Consider the following 25739-nt stretch of genomic DNA (forward strand, 5'->3'; position numbering starts at 1 on the left):
AAAATCCCCGTCCGCAGTAAAACAGATACCCATATAGAAGTTTTGCCCCGAAGCACTTCAAAGTGCTTCGGGGCATTGTATTTTATACAACTGCTAAGATAAATCATAATTTGATGTTGCAAGATTAACATATACCCGTTAAAAGCCGCCAATATGACTTAATGTTTCAGAAGCGACTCTTGAACCTTCATTCATTGCATTTATAATCTCACAATCTCTCAAATATGAACAAAGAAAGCCAGCATGATAACTGTCACCGCACCCAGTTGTATCAATTACATTATTGACAGGCACAGCATCCACTCTATATTCTTTTCCCATATAATAAGTAACGCTGCCATTTTCTGCAAGTGTAATGTTAAATATGTTGTCATACTGTTCAGACCATTTTTGAAATTGTAAAAGAATACTCTTCTCACCACTGATAAAAAAGAAGTCAATGTACGGTACAATAGTTTCTATTTTCTTAAAATCTCTTAGCACGTTGAAGTCAACGGCAAGCTGAAAACGACAACTCTTTCTAAGTTCTAATACATCATCAAAATTAGGAGAATCAAAGGTTATAAAGATAACATCAGCACTTGCAATTCTTTTCTTGTCAGAATCGCTAAGAAGATATGTGTCATGAATACCACCGTTCCATGAATCATCCTTGAAATATCTATCACCTTTCTCAGTAAGATAAATCCGATGGTTTGCAGTAGCAGAGCCTGGAATAATGTGGATAAACTCTTTGTTGATAGGTTTATTTTCAATAGATTTCAATATTGCCTTACCATAATCATCGTCACCAATTGCACCAAGAAGATCAACTGAAATATGATTGTATTTTGATGCAATTGCAGCAAAGTTCAATGCTTCACCACCGGGACGGATTTCTCCAGTATCATCAAAAACATCTACGCACATACAAGTCATAGCAATAATATTCACATTTATCCAACCTTTCTGTTTCGGAAAAGTTAATTACGATTTATGTTAGTTACCATTATAGCACGTCATCTATGCACTGTCAATATAAACGCCATAGTACTTCTGACTTTGCATCAGAAATACCATGGCTTAAAACTTCTATATCAGCGCCGCCCTTACGGAAAGGGATTTTTCGTCAATCAAAGTAAAACAGCTCCTCGAATTTTTTATCCAGGGCTATACATATTATAAGTGCAAGTTTCGCAGTAGGGGAAAACTGCCCTGTCTCAATGGAGCTTATGGTATTTCTCGATACGCCCACCATTTTCGCAAGTGCCCCCTGAGATATCCTCTTTTCTGCGCGAGCTTCTTTCAGGCGGTTTTTGAGGATCAGTGTTTCATTCATAGGTTCAGCCTCTTCTTATCAGTTTTATAATACCGTAAATAAAGCTCATTAGAAAAAGACAAGTATACCCGATGCCCAAACGGAGTTGTTTTTTGTCCTTCAGTTTTATTCCCGAATAAACTAATTTGAACGCATTTGACACAAACACTATTGACCACATCAGATAATCCGGTTCTCCGTTCACTAATAACGAAACAATAAAGATGATAGATACGATTGTAAGCATTGCATCTCCAGCTAACAAGTTAGCCTTGTTCTCTATCTCCATTGTGTATGGGTCTTTATATTCATTTTCTTTACGGCTCATTGCCAATACTCTTTCTTTATCCATAGTCATCTTCCTATCTTGATATGCACAGTTTTATTGGTATTCTGCCAAGTTTACTTGGTATGACTGTATTATATCACTGCCAAGTGTACTTGTCAAGAGTTTGCACAGTTCACTTGGCATCTTTGTAGATATGCATAAATCCACACCGCATTTTTTATCATTCGACACTATGCTTAAACAAACTATGTCATACAGATTTCCGTCCGTTTTCGCCTGTTTATCAAAAAAGTATAATATAATTATCGGGTATGGTCATTAACAAAAAAGCACTCCCGAAAAACGAGAGCGCTTTGGATACATTATTATTTGGTATTGCTCAGGCTCCACCTCATGGGCGCGATACGCTTCGCACGGGTGTTATCGAACAGCCAGTTGTTGTAGGTAATGGTGGGGTCAAAGTAGCGATAGTCTGTTCTCATCTTGCCTTTGTTGAAAAACATTGCTTTCTCACTGCCGGGAGAACGGCGGATAACTGCACCTATGCGGTGACGATCCTTTTCATACTGGATTATCTCGTTAGCATTAAGCTGTCTTGAATCGCATACATTATATATGCCGCCGTATTTTCCTTGAGGAACGGATATTATACCGTTTATAAAATCAATAAGATTGAAAACACAGCAAAAAGTAAAACCGTAGTCGCCTTCACCAAAAACGTAACCCACATTCTCCTTGTGGTCAAAGACATGGGAATGAAGATTATCGGTATGCTCGGCATCATATATGGGCGCTGCCCTGGCTACCACCGTGATAGTATCGCTTTTTTTGAGAGCCTTTTCCATCAGTTTCTCGCTGTTCAGCTTCATCACGGAATAATTGGTTATGGCTTTTTCAGCAATTGTCTCTCTGATAGGCTCTCTGCCCTTCTGCAAGCCGTAAACTTCTGTGGTGCTGAGGAGGATGAAGCATCCTACGCCGCACTTGTCCGCCGCAGAATAAATATATTTATCGGTGATCTTGCTCTTTTTTATCTCGGCATCTGTCACCAGGGAATCTATATCATTATCCACGGAATTTGCAAGATGCACTACCACATCGATATGATTTGATTCCATAATATTGCAGATAGCTCTTTTATCATTGATATCACACTGAGTAAAGCTGTAATTGCTGTCCTTGCCGATGAAGTCATTAGTTTTTGAGTCTACCGCGAATACACGGTGTTTTTTATGCAGCAGGCTGGAGGTCAGATACTGACCGATCATGCCGCTTGCACCAGTAATTAATATAGATGACATTGCTGTCACTCCCTTCCATATCCATGCGCCTTTACAGCATGATTGCCATGAAAGCTGTAAATAAACGAACTGCGGAAAGCCAGTGCACGCCACACTGTAAAGGGCTGAAGTCCTTTAGCCGAATATCTCCGCGCCGCCTATTGATAGGCGCACTATCATTCTTCTATACGCTATTATTATAACACAATTATTATAATTTGCAATATGTTTTGGTTTAAAAAAGAAAAATTTAGATTTTCTTTATAAATTCGCTTGCTTAATTTTGTGAAGTGTGCTAAAATATTATAACAGAGCTTCGATCATGTTAATTAAATCGTCAAAAAACCGCGAAATATCGGTCAATTCTGCAAGTGGCTAACTTTGTACTTAAAGTTACTTCAGTACAGATTAACATAAAAAATCATAGGTTCAGCAAAGCTGAACTTGCTATATAAGGAGAATTCATCTTGACTTACACAGACCTTATCTTCCTGTTCGCAATTTTTCCCGCTTCGGCGATACTTTCCATGCTGGACAGGAGTTCGGAATATAAAAACCTGATACTGATAATCACTTCACTGCTGTTTTTCAGCTGGGGCAAACCTTTCGTAATATGCCTTATATTCCTGTCACTGGTCATTGACTGGGCACTGGGACTTTGTGTCGGAAGCATACGCGAAAAGAACCGCACAGGAGCACTGCTCCTTACTGCGGCTGACGGAGTTATGAATACGGCACTGATGCTTATATTCGGACACAATTATCTGTTTGCCGATACAGCCCTTGCTTTTGAAGACATCATGCTGCCAATCGGCATGGGATACTATTCACTGAGAGGATTTTCCTACGTTTCGGATGTCTTCCGCGGCAAGATACGCGCCGAAAAAAATGTATTCTGCATAATGACCTATATGGTAGCCTTTCATATGATGTGCGCAGGTCCTGTGGTGCATTACGGTGACATGGAAGGTCAGATAAGGAAACGTGAAGTCACGACCGAAAAAATGAACGCAGGTCTGAACAAAATGGTATGGGGTCTGGGCAAGATAGTTCTGCTGGCTGAGGTATTCCGCCAGATACGAACTGCGGGTCTCAACAGCAGTGAGATAACGACCCTCGGCTGCTGGCTTGGTATGCTGGCGTTCTTTGCACAGTATTATTTTGTATTTACGGGTCTTTGCGATATGAGCCGCGGATTCAGCCTGATGGGCGGGTTCGTGCTTCCGATAAACTACCGTGATATCGAGCCCGATGAGCTTTTCACAGGTCTTGTAAAAAGCTACAACTCCACTGTTATAGCTTTTTTCAGCGACCTTCTGGGTATACCGAACAGCAAGTCGAAAGTGCGTACAGCTGTCTGTGCAGTGATATGCGGAGGTATCATGGGACTGTGGTACGCTGTGAAGCCCATAAGTCTTGCAGTCGGTCTTGCTGCCGGTCTGCTGGTGGCACTGGAACAGCTTTTCCTGAAAAAAATACTGGCAAAACTGCCTGTATTTTTCAAGTATGTATATCTGGTGCTGGCAAGTCTGCTGATATTCGGAGCACTTGAATTCAAAGGATTTTTCGGCTACCACAAATGGGTGATGGGTCTTATGGGCTCAGGCGTAAAGTACACCCTCAGTGTAGCTGTCAGGGACGCAGTCCTCAATAACTGCGTGCTGATACTCATAGCATTCTGCGTGGTATGTACCCCTGTACGCAGATTGATAACAGGCTGTACGGACAAGATCTCGGCTAAGAGCAGGAGATCCTACGGCGCAGTGCGTATATGCAAGACCATAGCAACTGCAGCTGTGCTGGTGATAAGCGTTATAACTCTGGCGGCTAACGCGTCGGTATAAGAACGGAGGACAAGATGGAAGACCAATTCAGTAAACTGAGATCGGAAGCCGCAAAGATAGACCTTCCCGACGAGTGCGAAGAAAACGACCGCGCAGTGCGGTTTCTGGCACTTGAAACAGGTGTTGGGCATTACGATAATCTGAACCTGCTGGTGCTTTCGGTACTGATGATATTCATAGCAGTATCGTTTCTCGCTGTCAGCGGAGGAAAAATACGCAACGACGAAGAACTCTCCCTCACAAAAGAAAGCTTTCTCAGCGGTGAATTTGAAAAGGGCATAGAAAAGAGCTATCTCCGTGAACTGCCTATACCCGAACAAATTCGTGCGGCAGAAGAGCATATATCTTTTCTGTACGGCATAGGCAACACCATCAGCGAAATCGGAAGCGGCAACTACAATATCCGCAGCGACCGTCAGCAGGAAGACGAGGTATTCAATCCTTTTGACAACGACGAGCGCGATGAGAATGCCGTGACAACGAAGGCAGTCATTACCGACAAGGACGGCAACACCGTCACCGAAGCCGATAACGACGAAACTGCCCCCGGCGGCGGAACAACGGCGGTATCAAGACCTGCCTCGACCTACAAGACCTATACAACGTCTGATATGGGCGAAGAAATGACCACTACAAACAACGAAGCACCCTTTGTAACTACCACAACGACCATTATCTCACATAACACCGAATCGTCTCAGGATACCGGGGACAGCACTGAACCTTCCGATACCGAGCCGCCTGTTACCGACGAGCCAGATTCCAAGCCCGATACCTCTCCCTCCGATACCGAGATCCCGCCCGATGAACCGAAAGAATGATGAACGGTTTTGAATATTCCGACGACAACAAGCGTTATCACAGCTACAGCTATTATCTGAAAAAACGCTTTGGCAAAAAGGTGTACAAAGTCCCGCTGAATATAGACCTCGGCTGTCCCAACCGCGACGGCACGAAAGGCATTGGCGGATGCGCTTTCTGCTCGGCTAAGATGAGCGGAAATTTCGCAGGCGACCCTCGCAAGACCGTTGAAGAGCAGTACGCCCAAGTCCGTGACGTTATGGAGAAAAAATGGGCTGACGCACTTTGTATCCCCTATTTTCAGGCAGGGAGCAACACCTATGCAGATGTTGGTATGCTTCGTGAAATGTTCGATGCCGCCCTTGAACTCGAAAACGCAGTCGGTCTTAGCATCGCCACCCGCGCAGACTGTATCGACACAAAAAAAGCAAAGATGCTTGGTGAACTGGCAAAGGGCACATATCTCACGGTAGAACTAGGCTTACAGACGATATACGACAGCACAGCCCTCGCAATGAACCGCTGTCACACCTATGCCGACCTGCTTCGTGCATACGAAATGCTCCGGGCAGAAGATGTGAACGTGTGCATACACCTGATAGATGGTCTTCCGGGTGAAACAGCCGAAATGATGAGAGAATCGGCACGAACAGTCGGACAGCTGGATATACACGCGGTAAAGCTTCATCTGCTCCATGTGCTGAAAGACACAGCGCTGGCTGATATGTACGCCCGCGGAGAGTTCCGTACCCTTGAAAGAGACGAGTATATCGGCATCATCTGCGACCAGCTTGAACTTCTCCCGCCGCGGATAGTAATTGAAAGGCTCACAGGTGACGGTGACCGAAATGAGCTGATAGCCCCCATGTGGAGCCGTGACAAACGCCGCGTTTTAAATGGTATAGATATGGAAATGGCTCGCAGGGACGCATACCAGGGCGACAAGATATGATAATGATGCTCTCACAGTTTTGGCTGTGAGAGTTTTTTACTATTTTTATCCGAGAACTCAATAAAAAGTTTTGATAAATGGCTAATGACCGTTCCGAATACAAACATCTACAACTGGCAGGCTCGATACATCTGATCTGAATATGATGAAATAAGCTTTGCCGGAAACCTTTTGAACCAGGATATCATGTCTTGTTCCTGCGAAGAACCGCATACATACCCCTGACCGAACAAAATCCCACTGCCGTACCCAAAACCGTCGGATAGCGCAGATGTCCCTCAATTCCAACCCCCAGCATGAAAAGGCAGAACGAGAACATCAGTACCGCGAACATATCCCCAACAAAGCTGAACCACCGCGGGCAGCGTATCTTCGGCAGCGACAGCACGCCCCATATCAACCCGAGTATAACCCCCGACGGCAGCCCGCCCAGCTGTGCAGCTGCTTCAAAAAACGTCATCGCAGCAGTTTGCCGAAAAATCCCAGCCTGCTGACGGCATCACGCTGACCGTAAACCAATGCGGATATCTCACCGTCGATATTGAGTTCTCCGTTTTCAACACTCAGTTCACTGATATGGAGCTTTTCGCCCTTTACAGTAAGCTCCCCAAGCTGAGTGTACAATACCACCGTATTCTCGTCAAATCGCTCGACATCGTTGACCCCCGTCAGCATAAGTTTGCTGCGGTCTTCAAGTATGGCATTGTGCCTGCCCTGTATTTCTGTCATACTCACGCCTCCTTTTTGGTATATTATATGCATAGAGGTATCTGTATATCACACGAACAGTGTAAAATACCGAAAGTGAAAAATTTTGATACAGCCTATTGCATAAATATAAAAAATGTGTTATAATTATTTTGTACATTTATACCCGATTTATCGGGCAAAAAAAGTAAAATAAGAACATTCCTGAAGGAGGAAGAAACAAATGAGAAAGAAGATCATAGCAGGCGTTGCAGCAATGCTTATGGTAGCTTCATGCATACCTGCTAACACAAATTTCGGTTTTTCTGCGATAACCCCTATCACCGCTTCTGCAGCTGAAAGTAAGCGCGATCTCGGAAATATTGTTTTATCAATAGCCAAGACAGGTGACATCGAGATCACACCTAAAAACCTTTTTGAATATCTTGGCGTAGATTCCAGCGTTTCTACTCTGAATATTGATATGAGCGCTCTGAGAAACGAAGTCATAGACTTCGCAGGTGGTTCTATCTCAGGAAAGCAGATCACCCTGAATGCACCTTCAGTTACGAAACTCATTCCTAAGAATTATCCTAACCTTTCACACATCAATTTCACAGATGATTTTATTACTTGCGTAGGTGCAAGCTTCGCAAGCGGATGCACACCTCTCCAGACAGTTTCTTTTGGTGACCATATCAATAGCATCGGCAAAAGTGCGTTCAACAACTGCGGACATCTCCAGGGTACCTCAGGCACTAATCTCAATCTCTCGAATATCGTAACGATAGGAGACAGTGCTTTTGCAAGCGCTTCCGAGATCCAGAGCATCACTTTCAGCGAGGATCTCAATTCGATCGGCAAGAGTGCATTTTCAAACAACATCGCTCTTAAAACACTGGATTTCCCTGAATATTTGCTGAGCATAAACGACAGCGCATTCAACGGCTGTAAGAATCTTCAGTCTGTAATGTTTGAAGGCAATGACACACTTTCCTATATCGGTGTATCTGCTTTTGCAAAATGCACCAGCCTGACTGCAGTAAACGTCAGAGACTTCAATTTCAACAGACTGCCAAACGGCTCTGATGTTATCATCTGCGGAAACAAGCTGTTCAGTGGCTGCACCTCTTTGCAGAACTTCACATGGTCAAGCAACTTCACTCTGATACCCGATGAAACATTCAGCGGCTGTACCGCACTCACAAGATTCAACTTTGAAGGCGGCGCCGAAGGTTCTTCCTGCGTTAATATAGGAGATGCCGCATTCAATGGATGCAGTTCGCTCGTAAGTATCGAACTGCCCGATGCTAACACCGATATCGGAGATGGTGCTTTCATAAACTGCACAAAACTTGAGAAGGTGGTCGTATCAGATAAGCTGACAAACGTTGGAGAACACGCTTTCGGAGGCTGCTGGGTACTGTCTCTGTATCCAAGATCCGATGCCAACCAGACCAAGAACAAGGTAGTTCTTCCCTCAACATGGAAGGTTATCTCTGATAGCACTTTCAGAAATTGCTCCGGTCTGACTCAGGCAGACATAACACCCGCTACCTCTCTGGGCGCATCTGCATTTGATGGCTGCCGTTCTCTGACGGATATAATTATCCCCGATGCAGTAACCACCATCAAAGAGTACACATTCCGTAACTGTTCAGCGCTCAAGGATGTAGTAGTATCAAAGAATCTCGGTATACTCGGTATTGAAAAAGGATATGTTTTCCAGAACTGCACATCACTTGAAACATTCACACCAAGCAATGCAACAAAGCTTCCTTACACGATACAGTTCCCTGCATCTCTCGGCGGTGTTCAGGCTCACGGCTTCGAGAACTGCCCCTCTTTCAAGTACATAAACTTTGCTGAGAATTCTCAGTTCGCAGTTGTAGGTGAATACGCATTTAACAAATGTACAGGTCTGCTGGGTTCAAACGAGGTCGGAAATGCAAACAATACCATCCTCATGCCTGCAGGCGTACACGATATATTCAAGAACGCATTTTCCGAGTGTACTTCTCTTAAGAGAATCGAATTCCTCGGCAATATATCCACCATCGGTATATCCGCTTTCCAGAAGTGTTCCTCTCTGGAAGATATAACTATGAACGATACCATCGAGCAGGTACGTGATTCGGCATTTGCTGACTGCAAAGCTCTTAAGCATATGCCTCACACCAAGGAAGGTAAGATCGCATTCTCCCACATAGATACCATCAATGCTTCTACCTTCAAGAACTGCACCAGCCTTGAAGATGCTTTTATCCCCAAGAACGTAAGCTCTATCAAGAGTGATGCTTTCTCCGGATGCAAAGAAATGAAAAAGGTACTGTGGGAAAACGGCTCTTCTCTTGCTACTATCGGCAGCAGTGCATTCAACGGCGCTGAAAAGCTGGCTGTATTCACTTCTGCGAACAGCAGCAACCAAACTGATACAACATTCCCCGACAGCCTTACCAAGATAGAAGCAAACGCATTCACAAAGACAGCTCTCACCAAGATCATTTTCGGCACTCCCGCTAACGGAGATACACTGCTTCTGAGTAAAGCTGCTTTCTCCGATAACGTAGCACTTGATACTGTTGACTTCTCCAATTCAAACGTGATCGAGATACCGGAAAGCTGCTTCAGCAAGGACACCTACCTCAAGACTGTTATTCTGCCCGATGGCAACACTCTTGTTAAGATCGATGACAACGCATTCTATTACTGCAACTACCTGCATACCCTCGGAACAAAAAATGACAACGAGGGCGAGTATACTATACCAGCTAGTCTCACTGCCATCGGAAACAAGGCTTTTGAAGACAACTTCTGTATGCAGAGGATCAATCTGCCTGAAAACACAACCTATCTGCATCTGTCTATGTTCAATATAGACCTCAGTAAATTTACAGTTGATCAGGTCGAGGAAAAAGGATATACCCCTCTGGAGTATATCAATGTTGATGAGAACAATCCCGACTACAGAAGTGTTGACGGCATTCTTTACAACAAGGATATGACTACCCTGTATGTACGTCCTATTTATATAAAAGATCCTACATACATCGTTCCCGATACTGTTAAGACCATAGGAGAGTATGCCTTAGTAAACAGCTTTCTGGAGAATGTTGTACTCAACGAAGGTCTGGAGACGATCGAAGATAATGTGTGCAAAAAATGCCACAGCCTTAACAGCGTTGATTTCGGTCAGAACGGTACAGTTAAAATCGGTAAAACAGCATTTACAAAAAACAAGGGCAAGATCACACTGTACGGTACAAGCAATTCTACAGCACAGGAATATGCAGAGAAAAACAAGAACAATGTAATATTCATAGATAATGACCGCGTTGCTACTAAGCTGGAGATCCTTACATCGGGCGGAAAGGTCATCAGCGATAAGATCACTCTTGCTGCTAAGAGCAAAAACTACACCTTCGGCTGCAAGCAGACTACTGCAAGCGGCGCAGAAGCTTCCGATACCCTTACCTGGTCTTCAAGTGACGTTGAAGTCGCTACCATCGACGACACAGGCAAGGTAACATTCAAGAGCATGGGCAGTACCACTATCACTGTCAAGAATGCTAACGGTACTGCCATTGACAGCATCACACTGACAATAGCAGAAGAAGGTGATGTTGACGACTTCATGCTCGGCGACGTTAACGGCGACGGCAAGATCAACGTTAATGACATCACAAAGGTCGCTGCTCACGTAAAGGGCAAGAAGATACTCGATGAATCTGCTAAAAAACGTGCTGATGTCAATGGAGACGGCAAGATCAACGTTAATGACATCACAAAGATAGCTGCACACGTTAAGGGCAAAAAGCTCATTCGCTGATAAAAAGCAGTTAATGCAGTAAAATAGTATTCAAGGTACTTCTGTCGGTACTCCGGCAGAAGTACTTTTTTTATTATTTTCGTTCAGCAGAATGTAAGATCGCTGAAGTTATGTAAGCACGGAAACCGAAATCTACAACGTTAACGACGATGGCAAGATCGGCAAGCCATTGCTTACCTGATCTGCATAAGCAAAAACACCTCCGTACCAATGACGGCACGGAGGTGTTTTATATTATGCGGACTGTGAAGTATAGAGATCGTAGTAAGCACCGCGCTTTTCCATAAGTTCATCGTGGGTACCGCTTTCCAGGATACCCTTTTCGTCGATGTACATTATACGGTCACAGTTACGTATAGTCGAAAGTCGGTGTGCGATTATAAAGGATGTCCTGCCTTTAAGCAGCTGCTCGATACCCTTTTGCAGAAGTGCTTCGGTCTTGGCATCTATGGAAGATGTCGCTTCATCGAGCACCAGTATCTTTGGGTCACTCAGTAGAGTTCTTGCAAAGCTTATCAGCTGTTTCTCGCCGCCTGAAAGCTTGCTGCCCCGCTCGTTGACTTCTGTTTCGTAGCCCATATCCATTCGGCTGATAAATTCGTCTGCACAAACAGTTCTTGCCGCCGCACGGACTTCTTCATCGGTGGCATCCTGCTTGCTGTAACGTATGTTATCCATTATCGTGCCGCTGAATATGAAACTATCCTGGAGCATTATGCCCATCTGTGAGCGCAGTGACTTCAAAGTAACATCGGATATCGGTACACCATCAACGGTTATCCTGCCATGTTCGATATCGTAGAAACGGGATATCAGGGATACTATCGTAGATTTGCCAGCACCCGTAGGTCCGACCAGTGCTACGCTCTCCCCTGCCTTTACATCAAAAGAAAGATGCTCAAGTACGTTGATATCCTTCTCGTAGCCGAAAGTAACGTCCTCAAAGCTGACCTGACCTGTTATCTCGCCAAGTTCGGAAGCATCCTCTTTATCGGTTATGGTAACAGGTTCGTCAAGTGTTTCAAATATACGTTCCAGATAAGCAACGTTGTTTATGAAGTTGTTCATGATATTTGAGATGTTCATTATCGGCTGCCAGAATCTTCCTGCGTAGCCTGTCATAGCAGCAAGCACGCCTAGAGATACTGTTTCGCGGGGAAGAACCAGAAGTCCGACAATGAAAAGCGATGCCCTGATCAGCGTAGATATATTATCAGTAGCAGGCCAAACAAGGTTCGAGTATTTTACCGCCCTCATCCATGACTTGCGGTACTTTTCGTTCAGGTTATCGTATATCCCTGCATTTTCTTCTTCACGGGTGAATACCTGAGTTATCCTTGCGCCGACGATATTTTCCTGCAAGTATGCGTTCATATTTGAAGACTTGTTTGAAACGTCCTGCCATGCGATGCGCTGCTGTTTTTTGATGGCAAACATGACAAGTATGAACAAAGGCAGACCCGACATTGCAACCAGAGTCAGCTTAGGGCTGACTATCAGCATGAACACCAGTATGAACAGCATATTCAGTATCTCCATGACGAAGTTGATTATACCGTTCGACAGCATATCCGATACGGAGTTCACGTAGTTTATAACACGTATCAGTATCTTACCGTGGGGACGGTCATCGTAGTAGGTGAAAGGCAGTTTCTGCAAATGGGCGAACAAGTCCTCACGTATATCAAAGATTATATTCTGACCCACAACAGTCATTATACGTCCGCGGATATTGCCAAGCACTGTGCCCAGTACGCTGAATCCCAGCAGGGCAAGTCCAAGAAGAATGAGTTCTTTCACATTTTTTTCGGGTATAGTGACATCAAGCGCACGTCTGGTTATCAGCGGTCCCACAAGTCCGAATACTGCTGCCGCCATGCTTATCAGCAGTGAAAGTATCATTTTGCCCTTATACTTTTTTATGTAAACGTATGACCTTTTTAAATGGGCGAAGTCAAATGGCTTTTCAAGCTGTTCGTCCACATCGTATTTGTTTCTTGCCATTATACCGTCACCCCGCTTTCTACTGCGCAGTTTATGCCGCTCTGGAGTTCGTATATCTGCCTGTAATAGCCCTCGTGCTTTATGAGTTCATCATGAGTTCCCATATCGGATATCTTTCCATTTTCAAGAATTATTATCTTATCCGCGTTCTTTGAGGAGGATATCCTCTGGGCTATGATTATCTTGGTACATTCAAAATCCAGTCCACCGCTGAGGCTTTGCTGGATATAATGTTCTGTTTCCATATCCACCGCAGAGGTAGTATCATCGAGTATAAGCACTGCGGGTCTTACAGCTATCGCCCTTGCAAGAGAAATACGCTGTTTCTGTCCGCCCGAAAGACCAACACCGCGCTCGCCCACGATAGTCTCATACTTATCGGGCAGCTTCTCGATGAAGTCGCTCGCCGCAGAAAGTTCGGCACAGCGCTTTACGTATTCTTCTTCCATATCGCTGTCGCCGTAGGCAATGTTTGAATCTATGGTATCGGAGTAAAGCAGTACATCCTGCGTTGCGATACCAATACTGCTTCTCAGGGTATGCAGCTTGTGCATACGTACATTTCTGCCGTCCACGAGCACTTCTCCCCTGTCACAGTCAAAAAATCTGGGTATAAGGTTAACAAGGGTGGTCTTGCCGCTGCCCGTTTCGCCCATTATAACAACGGTCTCACCTGCGTTTATTTTGAAGCTGACATTATCCAGTATCTTCTTTTCGCCGATGGAGAAAGTAACGTTTTTGAACTCGATATCGCCGCGAAGCTTTTCCTTGTTTTCAGCGGCATCTTCCCTGTCCACTATGCGGGGTGCTTCATAGTATATCTCAATTACTTTGCCCGCAGATGCCATAAAGCGGTGAAAATCGTTGACATAGGTGCCCATATTCCTCATGGGGTTGCCCACAGCCCAGAGAAGTCCCGAAATAGCCACATACTGACCCATAGTAAGGTGCTGTTTTATCATGAAATATCCGCCGCATATCAGCAGTATAACAGAAAGCGCACCCGCCGCGATGTCTATTATCGGATGATATTTCAGCCATACCATTGCCGCCTTGATGTTCGCTCCGCGGTATTCCTCATCCTTTTTGCGGAATTTTTCTATCTCGTAGTCCTCTTTTGCAAAAGCCTTTACCACGCGGTTACCCGAGATATTTTCCTGTGCCGCAGTGTTCAGCGCAGAGGAAGTCTCTCTCACCTTGCGATATGCAGGTCCTGCATGGCGTGAAAACAGCCTTGTCACAAAGAATATAACAGGTGTCATAGTCATAATGCAGAGTGCCGTGCGATAGTCGATAGTAAAGAAATATATCATCGAAGCCGCAAACAGTGCAAGATTCGCTACGGTGTTGCTTATTACCCAGGATACCATATGCCTTACCATATCCAGGTCGCCTGTCAGTCTTGTCATAAGGTCGCCTGTGCGGTAGCGGTCATAGAAATCCATATCCTGATTCTCAATCTTACGGAAAAGATGGGTGCGTATCCTGTATATCATCGCTTGTGAAGCTTTTTCGTAATACATATTGCAGGTATAGGTCAGACTTGTCCTCAGCAGAGTAACACCTATCATACCCGCTATCAGCCACAGCAGAAGATCCCTGTGATCCCGCAGATTTTCCGCGGCTTGTTTGTTCGATATAAATGTATCGATTATCTTTGACTGAAAAAACTGTGCAGCAACAAACATTGCGTTACAGACTACCGAAAGCACCAGCGCACAGATATACACCGCGCGGCTGCCTTTAAGGTTTGCCCAAAGCCACCTGAGCTGAAACATATTCTTCCTCCCTTGATATGTCTGTCTTCTTACTTACTCTCATTTTGAAATATTATTCATTATAACACACAGCCCGCGGATTTGAATAGTATATACTATACTTTTCTTAACATATCCTATTATTCATTTTTTGAAAACGTTTTCTTTATTATTACTTCTATCCTTTAAACTGCCGTTTCTCTGAAAGCACACCATACATTCAGTTTACGCTTTCTAGCAACGACTAATACTTTACTCCCCTGCGGATACATTCCTCCTCATATGCAAGAAGGATCCTGTTCTCAATATCTTCACGGGCACTTGCAGTTATCGGGTGAACTATATCGCGGAACTCACCATTTTCATCACGCCTGCTGGGCATCGCCGCGAAAATCCTGTGCTCTCCCTGTACTATTTTTATATCATGCACTGCCAGAACATCATCAAATGTCACACTCACTATCCCCCTCAGCCGACCCCTTTCAGTTATCTTTCTTATTTTTATACCTGTTATCTCCATACTGCCTTATGACCTCACTTTAATTGCGGAAATCATACGAAAAATGCTCCGATTTTATGTCCGTATTTGTTATTTGAGAATATGTTTACCACATAGCAAATAAATATTCTTAAAATGTCAATATTTTTTTTGAAAAGTGTAGTATAATATAATAGAATAAATGTTTTCATACAGGGAGGAACTTCATATGAGTTCGGTACTGACAGAAGAAGCACTAAGCAAGATAAAGCGAGTTCATTTTATCGGCATCGGCGGTTCTGGTATGTATCCGCTGGCGCAGATATTCCATACAAAAGGATACGAGATCACAGGCTCGGACAATAACGAGACGGAAACACTTGAAGCTGTACGCAAGCTCGGTATAAAAGTATTTCTCGGACAGAGAGCCGAGAATATCGAGGGCGCAGAGCTTATAATATACACCGCAGCTATAATGGCTGATAATCCGGAGCTCATCGCGGCAAAAGCAAGCGATGCCATCGTATGCGAAAGGGCGGATATACTCGGCGTTATAACCGGCTGGTATGAGAACGCACTCTGCGTATGCGGCACTCACGGCAAGACTACCACATCTTCAATGCTGACCCAGATCTTCGTTGATGCAGGCGAAGATATCAGCTGTGTTATCGGCGGCAAGCTGCCCAGCATAGGCGGTTCGGGCAGAGCGGGCAAGTCAAAGGATATGGTCTGCGAAGCCTGCGAGTATCAGGATCACTTTCTCAAGCTCCACCCCGACTGCGCGATAATACTCAACGTTGACGCAGATCATCTGGAGTATTTCAAGAATATTGAGAATATCATAAAAAGCTTCCATACATTTGCTGATATGGCAAGCAAGGCTGTTATCTACAATGGCGATGACGCAAACACCAGAAAGTCGTTGGAGGGTATCTCCGGCAAGGAGCTTATAAGCTTCGGCTGGAACAGGGCTAACGATTATTCTGCCGAGATAATAAGCAAAAAGGGTCTGGTGACAAAGTTCACAGCATTCTTCAAGGGTGAGGCTCTGGGAGAAGTTGAAATAAATGTCCCCGGTGACCACAATGTACTGAATGCACTTGCTGCTATGGCTGCCGCAAGGTATTCGGGACTTTCCTTTGAAGCTGCTGCCAAGGGACTTGCAAGTTTCCACGGCGCCATAAGACGCTTCCAGCTGATAGACAAGGTAAAGGGTCTTACAATAGTTGATGACTATGCACATCATCCCAAGGAGATCGAAGTTACTCTCCGCGCGGCTAAAGGCCTTGATTTCAAGAGAGTCTGGGCAGTATTCCAGCCCTTCACCTATTCCCGTACAGAGATACTTATGGACGATTTCGCAAGGGCGCTGGAGATAGCTGATATATCCGTTATAACAGATATCATGGGCAGCCGTGAAAAGAACGAGCACGGCATCTACACCGAAATGCTTGGTGCTAAAACCAAGAATGCTGTCTGGTTCGATACTCCTCACGAGGTAGTTGACAAGCAGACCGCCGAGCAGAAGGAAAAGAACTTCGATGAATGTATCGACTATATAATCAAGAATGCCGAAGACGGAGATATCCTGATAACCTTCGGCTGCGGAGATGTTTACAAACTGGCGAAAAAACTGGCGAAGAAACTCAGAGAGATCGACTGACACAGCGACCGTAAAGGAGGAGCGTATGAAAGTCACCGATAACGAGCGCAAGGTATTTGAATTTATTAAAGAGAGAGTCGAGGAGGGTTATCCCCCTACGGTAAGGGAGATATGCGCCCATTTCGGCTTCAAATCAACTTCTACAGCACACAGGTATATCAAAACGCTGACCGCTAAAGGTTTCCTTGAAAAAAGCGATAACCAGAACCGCGCCATAAAGCTTGTTGGCGGCGGCGGTATGCTGATACCTCTTGTGGGTACAGTAACTGCGGGAACTCCGATAACTGCGATAGAATACGTCAGCGAATATATAAGCTTTCAGCCCGCAAGACACTACGGAAATCCGCTGTTTGCGCTGAAGGTACGCGGAGAGTCCATGATAAATGCCGCTATCCTTGACGGTGACACGGTCGTAGTTGAACAGACTTCCGTTGCCGATAACGGACAGATAGTTGTGGCGCTTGTAGAAGGCAGCGACGCAACAGTCAAGACTTTCTACAAAGAAGAAGGCCATTTCAGACTTCAGCCCGAGAACGACACTATGGATCCGATAATACTTGATAATGTCGAGATACTCGGGCGGGTTGTAGGGGTAATAAGATATATCTGATACCCAAGCAAAGTTTGAAAGGAAAGGGAAGTTTCAATGAAGATAACTTGCAGATTCTGCGGTGCGAACGTTGACAGTTCTGCCAAAATATGCCCGGGCTGCGGAAAAGTTATCCCGGCTTATAAAGGTGCTGAGCTGGGTAATAAAAATCAATTCTCGACTGATAGGGAACGTGACGGGCTCGCTGTATCAAGGCTGACAACTCAGACGCCGTATGCAGCCACAAGGTCGGGCAGACAGATGGAAAAGCTTGATGAGAATTACGGCACGCCCAAAGCCCGCAAAGAGCATCACCCCGATAACTATGATCCCCGCAAGGATACCAAAACCAGTCCCTATTCAACGGGGACAGGCAGCGGTAAGCAGGCTTACAGGAGCGTTTTCAGCAACGGCTTAGCAAATGTTATAAAGTTCATTATAATAATAACCGTCGGTATGTTCCTGTATGCTGTCGGGAAAGTATTCATAGTATCCCATACTAATTATGACTTCAACCTGAACGATAACATCCAGCTAGAAAGCAGCAGCTACGGCGAAGCTTTTGACAGCTATTTTGAACAATGTCACTGGTGGTTCGATTTCAGTGTCAACAAGGTGACGTTCACAGGTATCGACAAAGACGGCGTTGAATACAAAATGGTCTTTGGCAGAGCCCCGGATGGACAGACTGCCGTTAAGGAACTCAGGATCGACGGAAAGAAAATAACCACCGAAGATGCCGATATCATGAGCACTTACATATTAGGAATGTTCATGACACCTAAAGAAATAAAACACGTTTCCGCAACAGGCAAGGGTCTGTAAGCGGACATCTGCACCAAAAGAAACTATCCCATATCACCAAACATTAAAGACCGCGGAACTTTCCGCGGTCTTTTTTACAGTCTTTATTTTGCGGCAAGATATGCTTCAAGGTCGATAGGCCAGCTTTTCAGATCGGGTAATTCTTCAAGAGTAAGTACCCGCTCGCCTGCATAGATCTTATCCCACATCTCAAAAGTGGTGTACCTATCGGAAAGCTGACTGTCCTTTATGGCGAACTCGCCGTTCCATGTGCTGAAATATGCCCATCTCGTCCCCTCGTTGAAAGCGGCATCAGGATCGAACATCGCGCCGTTTTCGGTCTCAGCGATGATCTTGCTGCCTGTAGGTGAACACTCTTTCAGTAAATCGTAGTAATACTTCTGTGAAGAGCTGTCCCGTTCCGCAGGATAGCAGTCGTAGCCTACTATATCCACATACTCGTCTCCGGGATACCAGCTCTGGTTCTGGGCGTTCCACACCCATATGAGATTATCCAGGTGATACTCATTCACGAACTTGTCGTACATCAGTTTGTAGAGTTCCAGATAAGGTTCTCTGCCTGAAGCGCCCCACCAGAACCATGCATTGTTGGGATATCTCGGGTCGCCTGCAGCTTCGTGGAGGGGTCTCCACAGTATAGGGATATCGGCTTCTGCCAAAGGTTTCAGCTGTTCAGCCATGTTGTCAAGCTCTGCAACTATGGCATCGTAGCCCTCTTTGTCCTCACCGCTCATAGCTTTACCCAGGTCAAAATTCGTGCTGTCGGTGTAGAATCCTCTCCACCACGGCTGACCGTTCACTTCAAGATACTGCGAAGGAGCGTGCCAGTGCCAGCAAAGGGTCACTATGCCATTGTGATTGTTATACCAGTCCATTGCCTGAATTGGCACCATATCACCGCCGCCCGCCTTATGGTCTACCTTGGTGGATATGCCAAGGTTCATCACATCAAGTCCGAGTATCGCGGGAGTTTTGCCCGTGCGCTTGTTTATCTCGATAAACTCGCGGGATTCATAGCCCATGTTATCTCCCGAATACTGTCCCGATATGGTATACTTGCCGTATACCGCACGCAGAAAACTGTAAAGCCTTTTTGCGTTGTCACTGGCATTGGGATTGCAAAGCGTATCAGTAACTTCATACTGCGTTAAGTCAACAGGGTCAGCAGGAACGATCTTCAGCGTATCAACATAGATATGCCCCGTTTCCGCACGAACGCCCAGCGTGTGCGAGCCGCCCTCAAGAAGTACATTTTCAGCTGTGACTTCTGCAAATTTCGGATCGCCGGATGTAAACTTCTTGATCGCATTTCCATCTGAAGTGATAAGATTTTCAGAATTCACATTATCGGAAGCCAGACGCAGTATCACGTTGTAGCTTCCTTTTGCAGGCAGTTCTATATCAAATGTCACCTCATCGTCCTTTTCATACAAAGCAACATAGCCGTCGCCTGAAAACTCCCCTGCAAAAGCCTTATCCATAATCATTGCTTCATTCAGCAGAGTGCCCTTCTCCGCTTCAAATTCAAGGGAGAGATCTTCGGAAACATCAGAAGCCGCGGTAAATTCCGAAAGATCAAAGTCACCCGTTGTTTCTGTTACAGCGGGCTTTTCCTCAGCAGTGCTGTCATCGGCTGATTTGCTTTTCGTATCATTCTTTCCATTTTCTTCCTTGGTGCTGTTTCCGCACCCGATCATACCCGCACTCATTGTAAGTGCAAGTGTGAGCGCAAATATCCTTTTGATTTTTTTCATTTGTATACCCTCCGTTTATCCATACCCTTTATGCTGTTATATGTTCGGTATCACCCCTTTCGCATATACGATAAGATATGAAAAAATGGATAATAAAGGTATAACGCATTACGCGTTGATATTTTTAAAAATCGTCCGCTGATCGGACACCTTCATTATCCACTATTCACTTCTGATCCCGCCCGAGAACTTCTGCGGTAGGCGGAGTTATTTTGGTATCACGCAGGAATTTTCTGTAAAACCAGCGTGTAAAACGCATAGGCAGTATAAAAAGTATCAGCTGTAAAAAACAGGGCGGGAAGAAATCCCTCAGACCTATGTAACCCTCGGTGAACAGCTTCCACCTGACAGCGACAAACCCCTTTGTAAGCCGCCAGCTTCGCCTTATCTCAGGGGTGCTTTCGCTGACCCTGTATCTCACAAGCACTTCGGGGATATTCTGCCCCTTAGCACCGCCTGCCAGCATTCTTACTGCGAAATCGTAGTCCTCGCAAAGCTTGAGATCACTGTAACCTCCGATCTCAAGCGCCTTGCTTTTGCGGAAAGCCACCGTCTGCCTGTTGAAAGGATTGCGGCGCCTTGAATAGTTCATTATTTCATCATGCATCAGCGGAACTTTTTTCAGCGTGAGGGTCTTGTCAGTGAGATCATCGAATTCTTCAACATAGCTGCCCACTATATCGAGTTTTTTATCCATCGCGAACATAAGCATCTCTTTCAAGCATCTTCCGCGCAGGGATACATCATCGCTGTCCATGCGGACTATGTACTCATAACGGCAGGCTTTTATACCTTTGTTGACTGCCTTGCCTGCACCCACGTTCTCATCGATACGCACTATGCGGAATATGTCTTTATATTCGTTCTGGAAGGATTTTACTATTACGTCCAGCGCATTGGTCAGCTTGCCGTCGCATACCAGAACAAAATCCGATGGAGGATAGGTCTGCTTTAACATGGATTCAAGACTCTGGTTCAGGTTTTCGGGAAGCTCTTTCTCATAGACCGACATGAGCACACTGTATTTCGGCAGTCTGTAACCCGCTACGACCACGGCATCACGCTCTTCCATGACAAAGCCCCCTTTCCCTTTTCTTTGATGCACCGAGCATAAAAAACTGATTTTTCGCTATTATATATAGTATAATTTTATCATATACAGCAAAAATTGTCAAGATGTAATGAATTTTTTGTTGCATTTTGTTTTATTGGATATATATTGTGAATGATAAACTGAGTTTTTTGGGTGTACATATCAACATTGTTGCCGAGAAAATAATGACTATTGGTCATTTTGCTGATTGACATATTTTGCAAATTGTGATATCATAATATCAACAAATGACCATTGGTCATGTTTATCAACTTCACTTACCGGAATTTTAAGAAATTATACCCTTTCTCTAAGAGAATTTTGTTAACAAATTGTAAAACTTGCCAGAGATACTTCAAACCCCTTTAAAAAGAAAAGAAAAGATGATATAATTGATTTGTATGTGCGAGTGTATTTCAAACCGAAAGGCAGGGCTAATACATGGAAAACCGTGAAAAACCAAAGCTTTCGGGTGATAATGCTTCGGTAACAAGGCCGCTTCTCCTGATGATATACAAATGGGGCGCGGTGCTGACAGTTATCGGATTTGCCGTCACACTGTTCCGGGGATTCAAAGTTTCACAGCTTTTGGGATTCTTGCTGGGCTACGGATTCATGTGCGCTCAGTTTGAATACTTTGGACGAAGCTGTGAAAGTGCAGTAAAGCTGGACAAAAAATCAGCTGTGCACAAAATGCGTGTGTGCTACGCCGTAAGGATGTCATCACTGGTGATACTCAGCTGTACCGCCGCATATACAGGTATTGCAAACTTCACGGGGATACTGATACCTCAGCTTTTCCCGAAAATGATACTTACAGCCGATCAGTTTTTCGGCAGGAAAGGATAGCTTATTATGAACGGATTGGGCGATGGTCCTAAGATAGTATTTGAGATCGGACCTCTGATATTTACCGAAACGGTAGTTATGGGCTGGCTGATAATAGTAGTGGTGACACTGCTTTGTCTGTGGCTTACAAAAGACCTTAAAAAGAAGCCTGAAGGCAAGCGTCAGATAGTCGCGGAGATGTTTGTGAACTTCGTAAACGGCATGGTAAAGCAGTCAATGGGCGAAAAGATGATGTACTACGCCCCCTACATAGGCGCACTGCTGGTATCTGCGGTGCTGGGCGCACTGATAAGTATGGTTGGTCTGAGGTCGATGACAGCGGATATAAACGTTACAGCCGCATGGGCGATAGTCACATTCGTGCTGATAACCTACACCAAGATAAAGACAAACGGTTTTCTGGGCTACCTTAAAGGATTCGCTCAGCCCGTATCTTTCATACTCCCGCTGAACCTTATAAGCGAGATCGCAACTCCCGCATCTATGGCATTCCGTCTTTTCGGTAACGTTGCGGGCGGCATGGTAATAACGGGACTTCTCTATTCCGCTTTGGGTGCGGCTTCATCAGCACTGCATCTGCACTTTGAATTCGGTGCATGGGCACTCAGCGTATTACAGGTAGGTATACCCGCCGTGCTGAGTATCTATTTCGACTTATTCTCTGGATGCATACAGGCTTACATATTCTCAACGCTGACTATGGTTAACGTTGCAGCAGCTGCTGAAGAATAAAGCCCGGTCCCCGTCAGGGGCAAAAATGTTAGATACGCAGTAAAACTGCGAACAAATATATGTAAACAAAACTTTGGAGGTTTTTATTATGTTAGGTGATAAGGCATTTGTATTAGGTTGTTCCGCACTGGGTGCAGGTCTGGCAATGATCGCAGGTATCGGACCCGGTATCGGTGAGGGCTACGCTGTTGGTAAAACTATCGAATCCATCGCAAGACAGCCCGAAGCACAGGGCGACTGCACAAGAACAATGTTCATCGGTGTCGCAATGGCAGAGTCAACCGGTATCTACGCTTTCGTTGTAGCGCTGATACTGATGTTCGGCAACCCCTTTATCGGCAAGCTGTAATATAGCTATATGTACAGTGTTCTGATATAAGGGAGGTTTTGCATAATGATACTGGCGAGAGGTGACGTTACCGATTTTCTGTCGGTAAATCTCACTACAATCATCGCTACATGGCTCAACCTGCTGATACTTTTCCTGGTCATGAAACATTTCCTGTTCAACAAAGTGAACAAGGTGATGGAGGACAGGAAAAACGAAGTCGCAGAGACTTACAAACAGGCGGACGAAGCCAAGGAAAGAGCCGAGAAGCTGGAGCAGGATTACGAAGAGCGCATAAGCGGCGCCAAGGAGGAATCCGCTAAGATAATCCAGGCGGCTACCCGCAAGGCTCAGCAGAGGAGCGATGAGATAATCGCTGACGCCAAGGTGGAGGCTAAGGGCATCACCGAGCAGGCAAGAAGCGAGATCGAACGCGAGAAAAAGATCGCGGTAAACAAGATAAAGGACGATATCACCGATATCGCTTTCCAGGCGGCACAGGCTGTTATTGAAAAAGACCTGAGCAGCGCCGATAACGAAAGACTGATCGGCGAATTCATTGATAACGTGGGTGAAAACTGATGGCTGAGACAGTAGGCAAGGTTTACAGCACGGCGCTGTTTGAGCTTTGTACCGAGCAGGATAAGCTGGAAAAAGTTTTCAGCGATTACAGCGAGTTTCAGGAGCTCATGAAAGACAAGGAATGCGCCGATTATCTGAGATTTCTGGCATCACCGCTGATATCGGGCAGGGATAAGGCAGACAGCCTGAAGGCTATATTCGGAGACAAGATAGATCCTCTGCTGCTGGATTTTCTGTGCCTGACTGCTGAAAAAAACAGAGCTGACAGGCTCGGTGAGATATACGGCGAATTCAGGCAGATGTACAATGATAAGCTGGGTCTGCTGGAAGTTACTGCCGTAACCGCACAGCCGATGACAGAGGAACTCAGGAAGCGCCTTACAGATAAGCTCAGCAAGACCACGGGCAGACGCATCGTGCTGACTGAGCAGGTAGATAAATCGATAATAGGCGGTATAGTCGTGCGCTACGGCAATACTGAGCTGGATTCCAGCGTAAAGACAAGGCTGGATAAACTGAAAGCTCAGATAACGAACACTATCGCTTAAAGGCGAAGTTTCATTTAAACATACAGAAGGGAACGGAAAATTATGAATTTACGTCCTGATGAGATAACAGGTCTGATAAAATCACAGATAAAGAACTACCGTACCAAGCTGGTGCTCGATGATGTGGGCACTGTATGTACGGTGGGCGACGGCATTTCAAGAGTCAACGGACTGGAGAAGTGTATGTCGGGCGAGCTGCTGGAATTCGAGAACGGCACATACGGCATGGCAATGAACCTGGAGCAGGATTTTGTCGGCTGCGTACTGCTGGGTACCGAGGAAGGCATCAGAGAAGGCTCGAATGTTAAAAGAACGGGCAGGATAGTATCCGTACCCGTTGGCGACGCTATGCTGGGCAGAGTCGTGAATGCGCTGGGTGCGCCTATCGACGGCAAGGGTGCTATACTCACAAACGAGACAAGACCCGTTGAAAGCCCTGCATTCGGCATAATCACAAGAAAATCAGTAAGCAGACCCCTCCAGACAGGTATCAAGGCTATAGACTCCATGATACCCGTGGGCAGAGGTCAGCGTGAACTTATAATAGGCGACAGACAGACAGGTAAGACCACCATCGCACTTGATACTATCATCAACCAGAAGGGCAAGAACGTTATCTGTATCTATGTCGCTATCGGTCAGAAGATATCAACTGTTGCGAATATCGTTGATACACTGACTAAGAACGATGCTATGGATTATTCCATAGTCGTATCAGCTACCGCTTCGGAGATGGCACCTTTGCAGTACATAGCTCCCTATGCGGGCGTTGCAATGGCTGAATACTTCATGTTACAGGGCAAGGATGTTCTTTGCGTTTACGACGATCTTTCAAAGCACGCTGTTGCGTACAGAACCATGTCGCTGCTGCTGAAAAGACCTACGGGACGTGAAGCATATCCCGGCGATGTATTCTATCTGCATTCTCGTCTGCTGGAGAGAGCCTGCTGCCTTAATGAAGATAACGGCGGCGGTTCCATAACCGCACTGCCTATTATCGAAACACAGGCAGGCGACGTTTCGGCATACATACCCACAAACGTAATATCAATCACAGACGGTCAGATATTCCTGGAGACAGAGCTGTTCTTCTCGGGCGTAAGACCTGCCGTAAACCCGGGTATATCCGTATCACGTGTCGGCGGTTCGGCTCAGATAAAGGCGATGAAGAAGGTATCGGGTCCCTTGAAGCTGCTGTACTCTCAGTACAGAGAATTGCAGAGCTTCTCACAGTTCGGTTCCGACCTTGACCAGGATACCAAGGACAGACTTGCACAGGGCGAGCGTATAGTTGAGGTGCTCAAACAGTCCAAGAACTCCCCTGTTGATGTTGAAAAGCAGGTAGTTATAATCTACGCTGTTGTAAATAATTACCTCAAAACTATACCCGTTGAGGATATACGTGAGTACGAGAAGGATCTGTTCCTGTTTCTCGATGAATCTCACCCTGATATACTCGCATCTATACGCGATACAAAGGAACTCACCGCAGAGAACGAAAAGGCACTCAAAGAAGTGCTTAAAGCATTTGCGGAGAAGTTTATGCAGCAGAAGTAAG

Annotated in this window: 24 protein-coding genes; 13 read left to right on the top strand and 11 right to left on the bottom strand. The window is 45.3% G+C overall.

Annotation, left to right across the window (positions count from 1 at the left end):
• Nucleotides 1–138: 138 nt before the first annotated feature.
• From N773_RS0110945 to N773_RS0110960, 4 genes are all read right to left on the bottom strand, one after another.
• The gene (locus N773_RS0110945) at nucleotides 139–933 is read right to left on the bottom strand and encodes a PfkB family carbohydrate kinase (protein WP_024857829.1); all 795 of its coding nucleotides are present in this window, start codon (nucleotides 931–933) and stop codon (nucleotides 139–141) included.
• 175 nt (nucleotides 934–1108) lie between these two features.
• Nucleotides 1109–1318, bottom strand: a complete 210-nt coding sequence (locus tag N773_RS0110950; RefSeq protein WP_024857830.1) for a helix-turn-helix transcriptional regulator — start codon at nucleotides 1316–1318, stop codon at nucleotides 1109–1111.
• Between the two features lie 4 nt (nucleotides 1319–1322).
• Nucleotides 1323–1649, bottom strand: coding sequence for a DUF6442 family protein (locus tag N773_RS0110955; protein ID WP_024857831.1), 327 nt, complete (start codon nucleotides 1647–1649; stop codon nucleotides 1323–1325).
• Nucleotides 1650–1951: 302 nt separating this feature from the next.
• Nucleotides 1952–2887, bottom strand: a complete 936-nt coding sequence (locus N773_RS0110960) for an NAD-dependent epimerase/dehydratase family protein (RefSeq protein ID WP_024857832.1) — start codon at nucleotides 2885–2887, stop codon at nucleotides 1952–1954.
• Nucleotides 2888–3333: 446 nt separating this feature from the next.
• On the opposite strand from N773_RS0110960, the gene N773_RS0110965 reads away from it, so the two are divergent.
• Genes N773_RS0110965 through N773_RS0110975 form a run of 3 tightly spaced genes read left to right on the top strand, consistent with a single transcriptional unit; the run spans nucleotide 3334 to nucleotide 6463 of the window.
• Nucleotides 3334–4710 carry an acyltransferase gene (locus tag N773_RS0110965; protein ID WP_024857833.1) on the top strand — a complete coding sequence of 459 codons (1377 nt, stop codon included), beginning with the start codon at nucleotides 3334–3336 and terminating at the stop codon, nucleotides 4708–4710.
• Between the two features lie 14 nt (nucleotides 4711–4724).
• The gene (locus N773_RS0110970) at nucleotides 4725–5531 is read left to right on the top strand and encodes a hypothetical protein (RefSeq protein WP_024857834.1); all 807 of its coding nucleotides are present in this window, start codon (nucleotides 4725–4727) and stop codon (nucleotides 5529–5531) included.
• Nucleotides 5531–6463 carry a TIGR01212 family radical SAM protein gene (locus tag N773_RS0110975; RefSeq protein WP_024857835.1) on the top strand — a complete coding sequence of 311 codons (933 nt, stop codon included), beginning with the start codon at nucleotides 5531–5533 and terminating at the stop codon, nucleotides 6461–6463. The genes N773_RS0110970 and N773_RS0110975 overlap by 1 nt, the downstream gene beginning before the upstream one ends.
• A gap of 184 nt (nucleotides 6464–6647) precedes the next feature.
• Here N773_RS0110975 and N773_RS0110980 read toward each other — a convergent pair whose 3' ends face one another.
• On the bottom strand, nucleotides 6648–6923 hold the full coding sequence (locus N773_RS0110980) for a hypothetical protein (RefSeq protein ID WP_024857836.1): 276 nt from the start codon (nucleotides 6921–6923) through the stop codon (nucleotides 6648–6650).
• A complete protein-coding gene (gene yabP, locus N773_RS0110985; RefSeq protein ID WP_024857837.1) occupies nucleotides 6920–7192 on the bottom strand; it encodes a sporulation protein YabP in 273 nt (90 codons plus the stop codon). The genes N773_RS0110980 and yabP overlap by 4 nt, the downstream gene beginning before the upstream one ends.
• A gap of 202 nt (nucleotides 7193–7394) precedes the next feature.
• Here yabP and N773_RS0110990 point away from each other — a divergent pair, with 202 nt between their 5' ends.
• Nucleotides 7395–10979 (top strand): leucine-rich repeat protein, encoded by a 3585-nt coding sequence (locus N773_RS0110990; protein WP_024857838.1) that lies wholly within the window; start codon nucleotides 7395–7397, stop codon nucleotides 10977–10979.
• 234 nt (nucleotides 10980–11213) lie between these two features.
• Here the strand turns inward: N773_RS0110990 and N773_RS0110995 are convergent, their stop codons facing one another.
• The 3 genes from N773_RS0110995 to N773_RS0111005 all read right to left on the bottom strand — a co-directional run bounded on the left by N773_RS0110995 (nucleotide 11214) and on the right by N773_RS0111005 (nucleotide 15260).
• Nucleotides 11214–12983, bottom strand: coding sequence for an ABC transporter ATP-binding protein (locus N773_RS0110995; RefSeq protein WP_024857839.1), 1770 nt, complete (start codon nucleotides 12981–12983; stop codon nucleotides 11214–11216).
• Nucleotides 12983–14761, bottom strand: a complete 1779-nt coding sequence (locus N773_RS0111000; protein ID WP_024857840.1) for an ABC transporter ATP-binding protein — start codon at nucleotides 14759–14761, stop codon at nucleotides 12983–12985. The genes N773_RS0110995 and N773_RS0111000 overlap by 1 nt, the downstream gene beginning before the upstream one ends.
• Nucleotides 14762–14984: 223 nt before the next feature.
• A complete protein-coding gene (locus tag N773_RS0111005; protein ID WP_024857841.1) occupies nucleotides 14985–15260 on the bottom strand; it encodes a SpoVG family protein in 276 nt (91 codons plus the stop codon).
• Between the two features lie 187 nt (nucleotides 15261–15447).
• Between N773_RS0111005 and murC the strand changes: the two genes are divergently transcribed.
• Genes murC through N773_RS0111020 form a run of 3 tightly spaced genes read left to right on the top strand, consistent with a single transcriptional unit; the run spans nucleotide 15448 to nucleotide 18295 of the window.
• Entirely contained in the window at nucleotides 15448–16881 is a 1434-nt protein-coding gene (gene murC / locus N773_RS0111010) for a UDP-N-acetylmuramate--L-alanine ligase (RefSeq protein ID WP_051454280.1), read from the top strand.
• 25 nt (nucleotides 16882–16906) lie between these two features.
• Nucleotides 16907–17491: a transcriptional repressor LexA gene (lexA, locus tag N773_RS0111015; protein ID WP_024857843.1), complete on the top strand. Its 585-nt coding sequence runs from the start codon at nucleotides 16907–16909 to the stop codon at nucleotides 17489–17491.
• Between the two features lie 36 nt (nucleotides 17492–17527).
• Complete coding sequence (locus tag N773_RS0111020; protein ID WP_024857844.1) at nucleotides 17528–18295, top strand: zinc ribbon domain-containing protein; 768 nt, start codon at nucleotides 17528–17530, stop codon at nucleotides 18293–18295.
• 83 nt (nucleotides 18296–18378) lie between these two features.
• Here the strand turns inward: N773_RS0111020 and N773_RS0111025 are convergent, their stop codons facing one another.
• Nucleotides 18379–20049 (bottom strand): glycosyl hydrolase, encoded by a 1671-nt coding sequence (locus tag N773_RS0111025; protein ID WP_024857845.1) that lies wholly within the window; start codon nucleotides 20047–20049, stop codon nucleotides 18379–18381.
• 166 nt (nucleotides 20050–20215) lie between these two features.
• Nucleotides 20216–21121 carry a glycosyltransferase gene (locus N773_RS0111030; protein WP_024857846.1) on the bottom strand — a complete coding sequence of 302 codons (906 nt, stop codon included), beginning with the start codon at nucleotides 21119–21121 and terminating at the stop codon, nucleotides 20216–20218.
• A 462-nt stretch (nucleotides 21122–21583) separates the two neighbouring features.
• Here N773_RS0111030 and N773_RS0111035 point away from each other — a divergent pair, with 462 nt between their 5' ends.
• The 6 genes from N773_RS0111035 to atpA all read left to right on the top strand — a co-directional run bounded on the left by N773_RS0111035 (nucleotide 21584) and on the right by atpA (nucleotide 25738).
• Entirely contained in the window at nucleotides 21584–21991 is a 408-nt protein-coding gene (locus N773_RS0111035) for a hypothetical protein (protein WP_024857847.1), read from the top strand.
• Between the two features lie 6 nt (nucleotides 21992–21997).
• Nucleotides 21998–22723 carry a F0F1 ATP synthase subunit A gene (locus N773_RS0111040; protein ID WP_024857848.1) on the top strand — a complete coding sequence of 242 codons (726 nt, stop codon included), beginning with the start codon at nucleotides 21998–22000 and terminating at the stop codon, nucleotides 22721–22723.
• Nucleotides 22724–22811: 88 nt separating this feature from the next.
• Entirely contained in the window at nucleotides 22812–23072 is a 261-nt protein-coding gene (gene atpE / locus N773_RS0111045) for an ATP synthase F0 subunit C (protein WP_024857849.1), read from the top strand.
• Nucleotides 23073–23117: 45 nt separating this feature from the next.
• A complete protein-coding gene (gene atpF, locus N773_RS0111050) occupies nucleotides 23118–23633 on the top strand; it encodes a F0F1 ATP synthase subunit B (RefSeq protein WP_024857850.1) in 516 nt (171 codons plus the stop codon).
• A complete protein-coding gene (atpH, locus tag N773_RS0111055; protein ID WP_024857851.1) occupies nucleotides 23633–24181 on the top strand; it encodes an ATP synthase F1 subunit delta in 549 nt (182 codons plus the stop codon). The genes atpF and atpH overlap by 1 nt, the downstream gene beginning before the upstream one ends.
• Before the next feature lie 42 nt (nucleotides 24182–24223).
• The gene (atpA, locus tag N773_RS0111060) at nucleotides 24224–25738 is read left to right on the top strand and encodes a F0F1 ATP synthase subunit alpha (protein WP_024857852.1); all 1515 of its coding nucleotides are present in this window, start codon (nucleotides 24224–24226) and stop codon (nucleotides 25736–25738) included.
• Nucleotide 25739: the final 1 nt, after the last annotated feature.

The organism is Ruminococcus albus AD2013 (genome assembly GCF_000526775.1).
Taxonomy (GTDB): Bacteria; Bacillota; Clostridia; order Oscillospirales; family Ruminococcaceae; genus Hominimerdicola; species Hominimerdicola alba_A.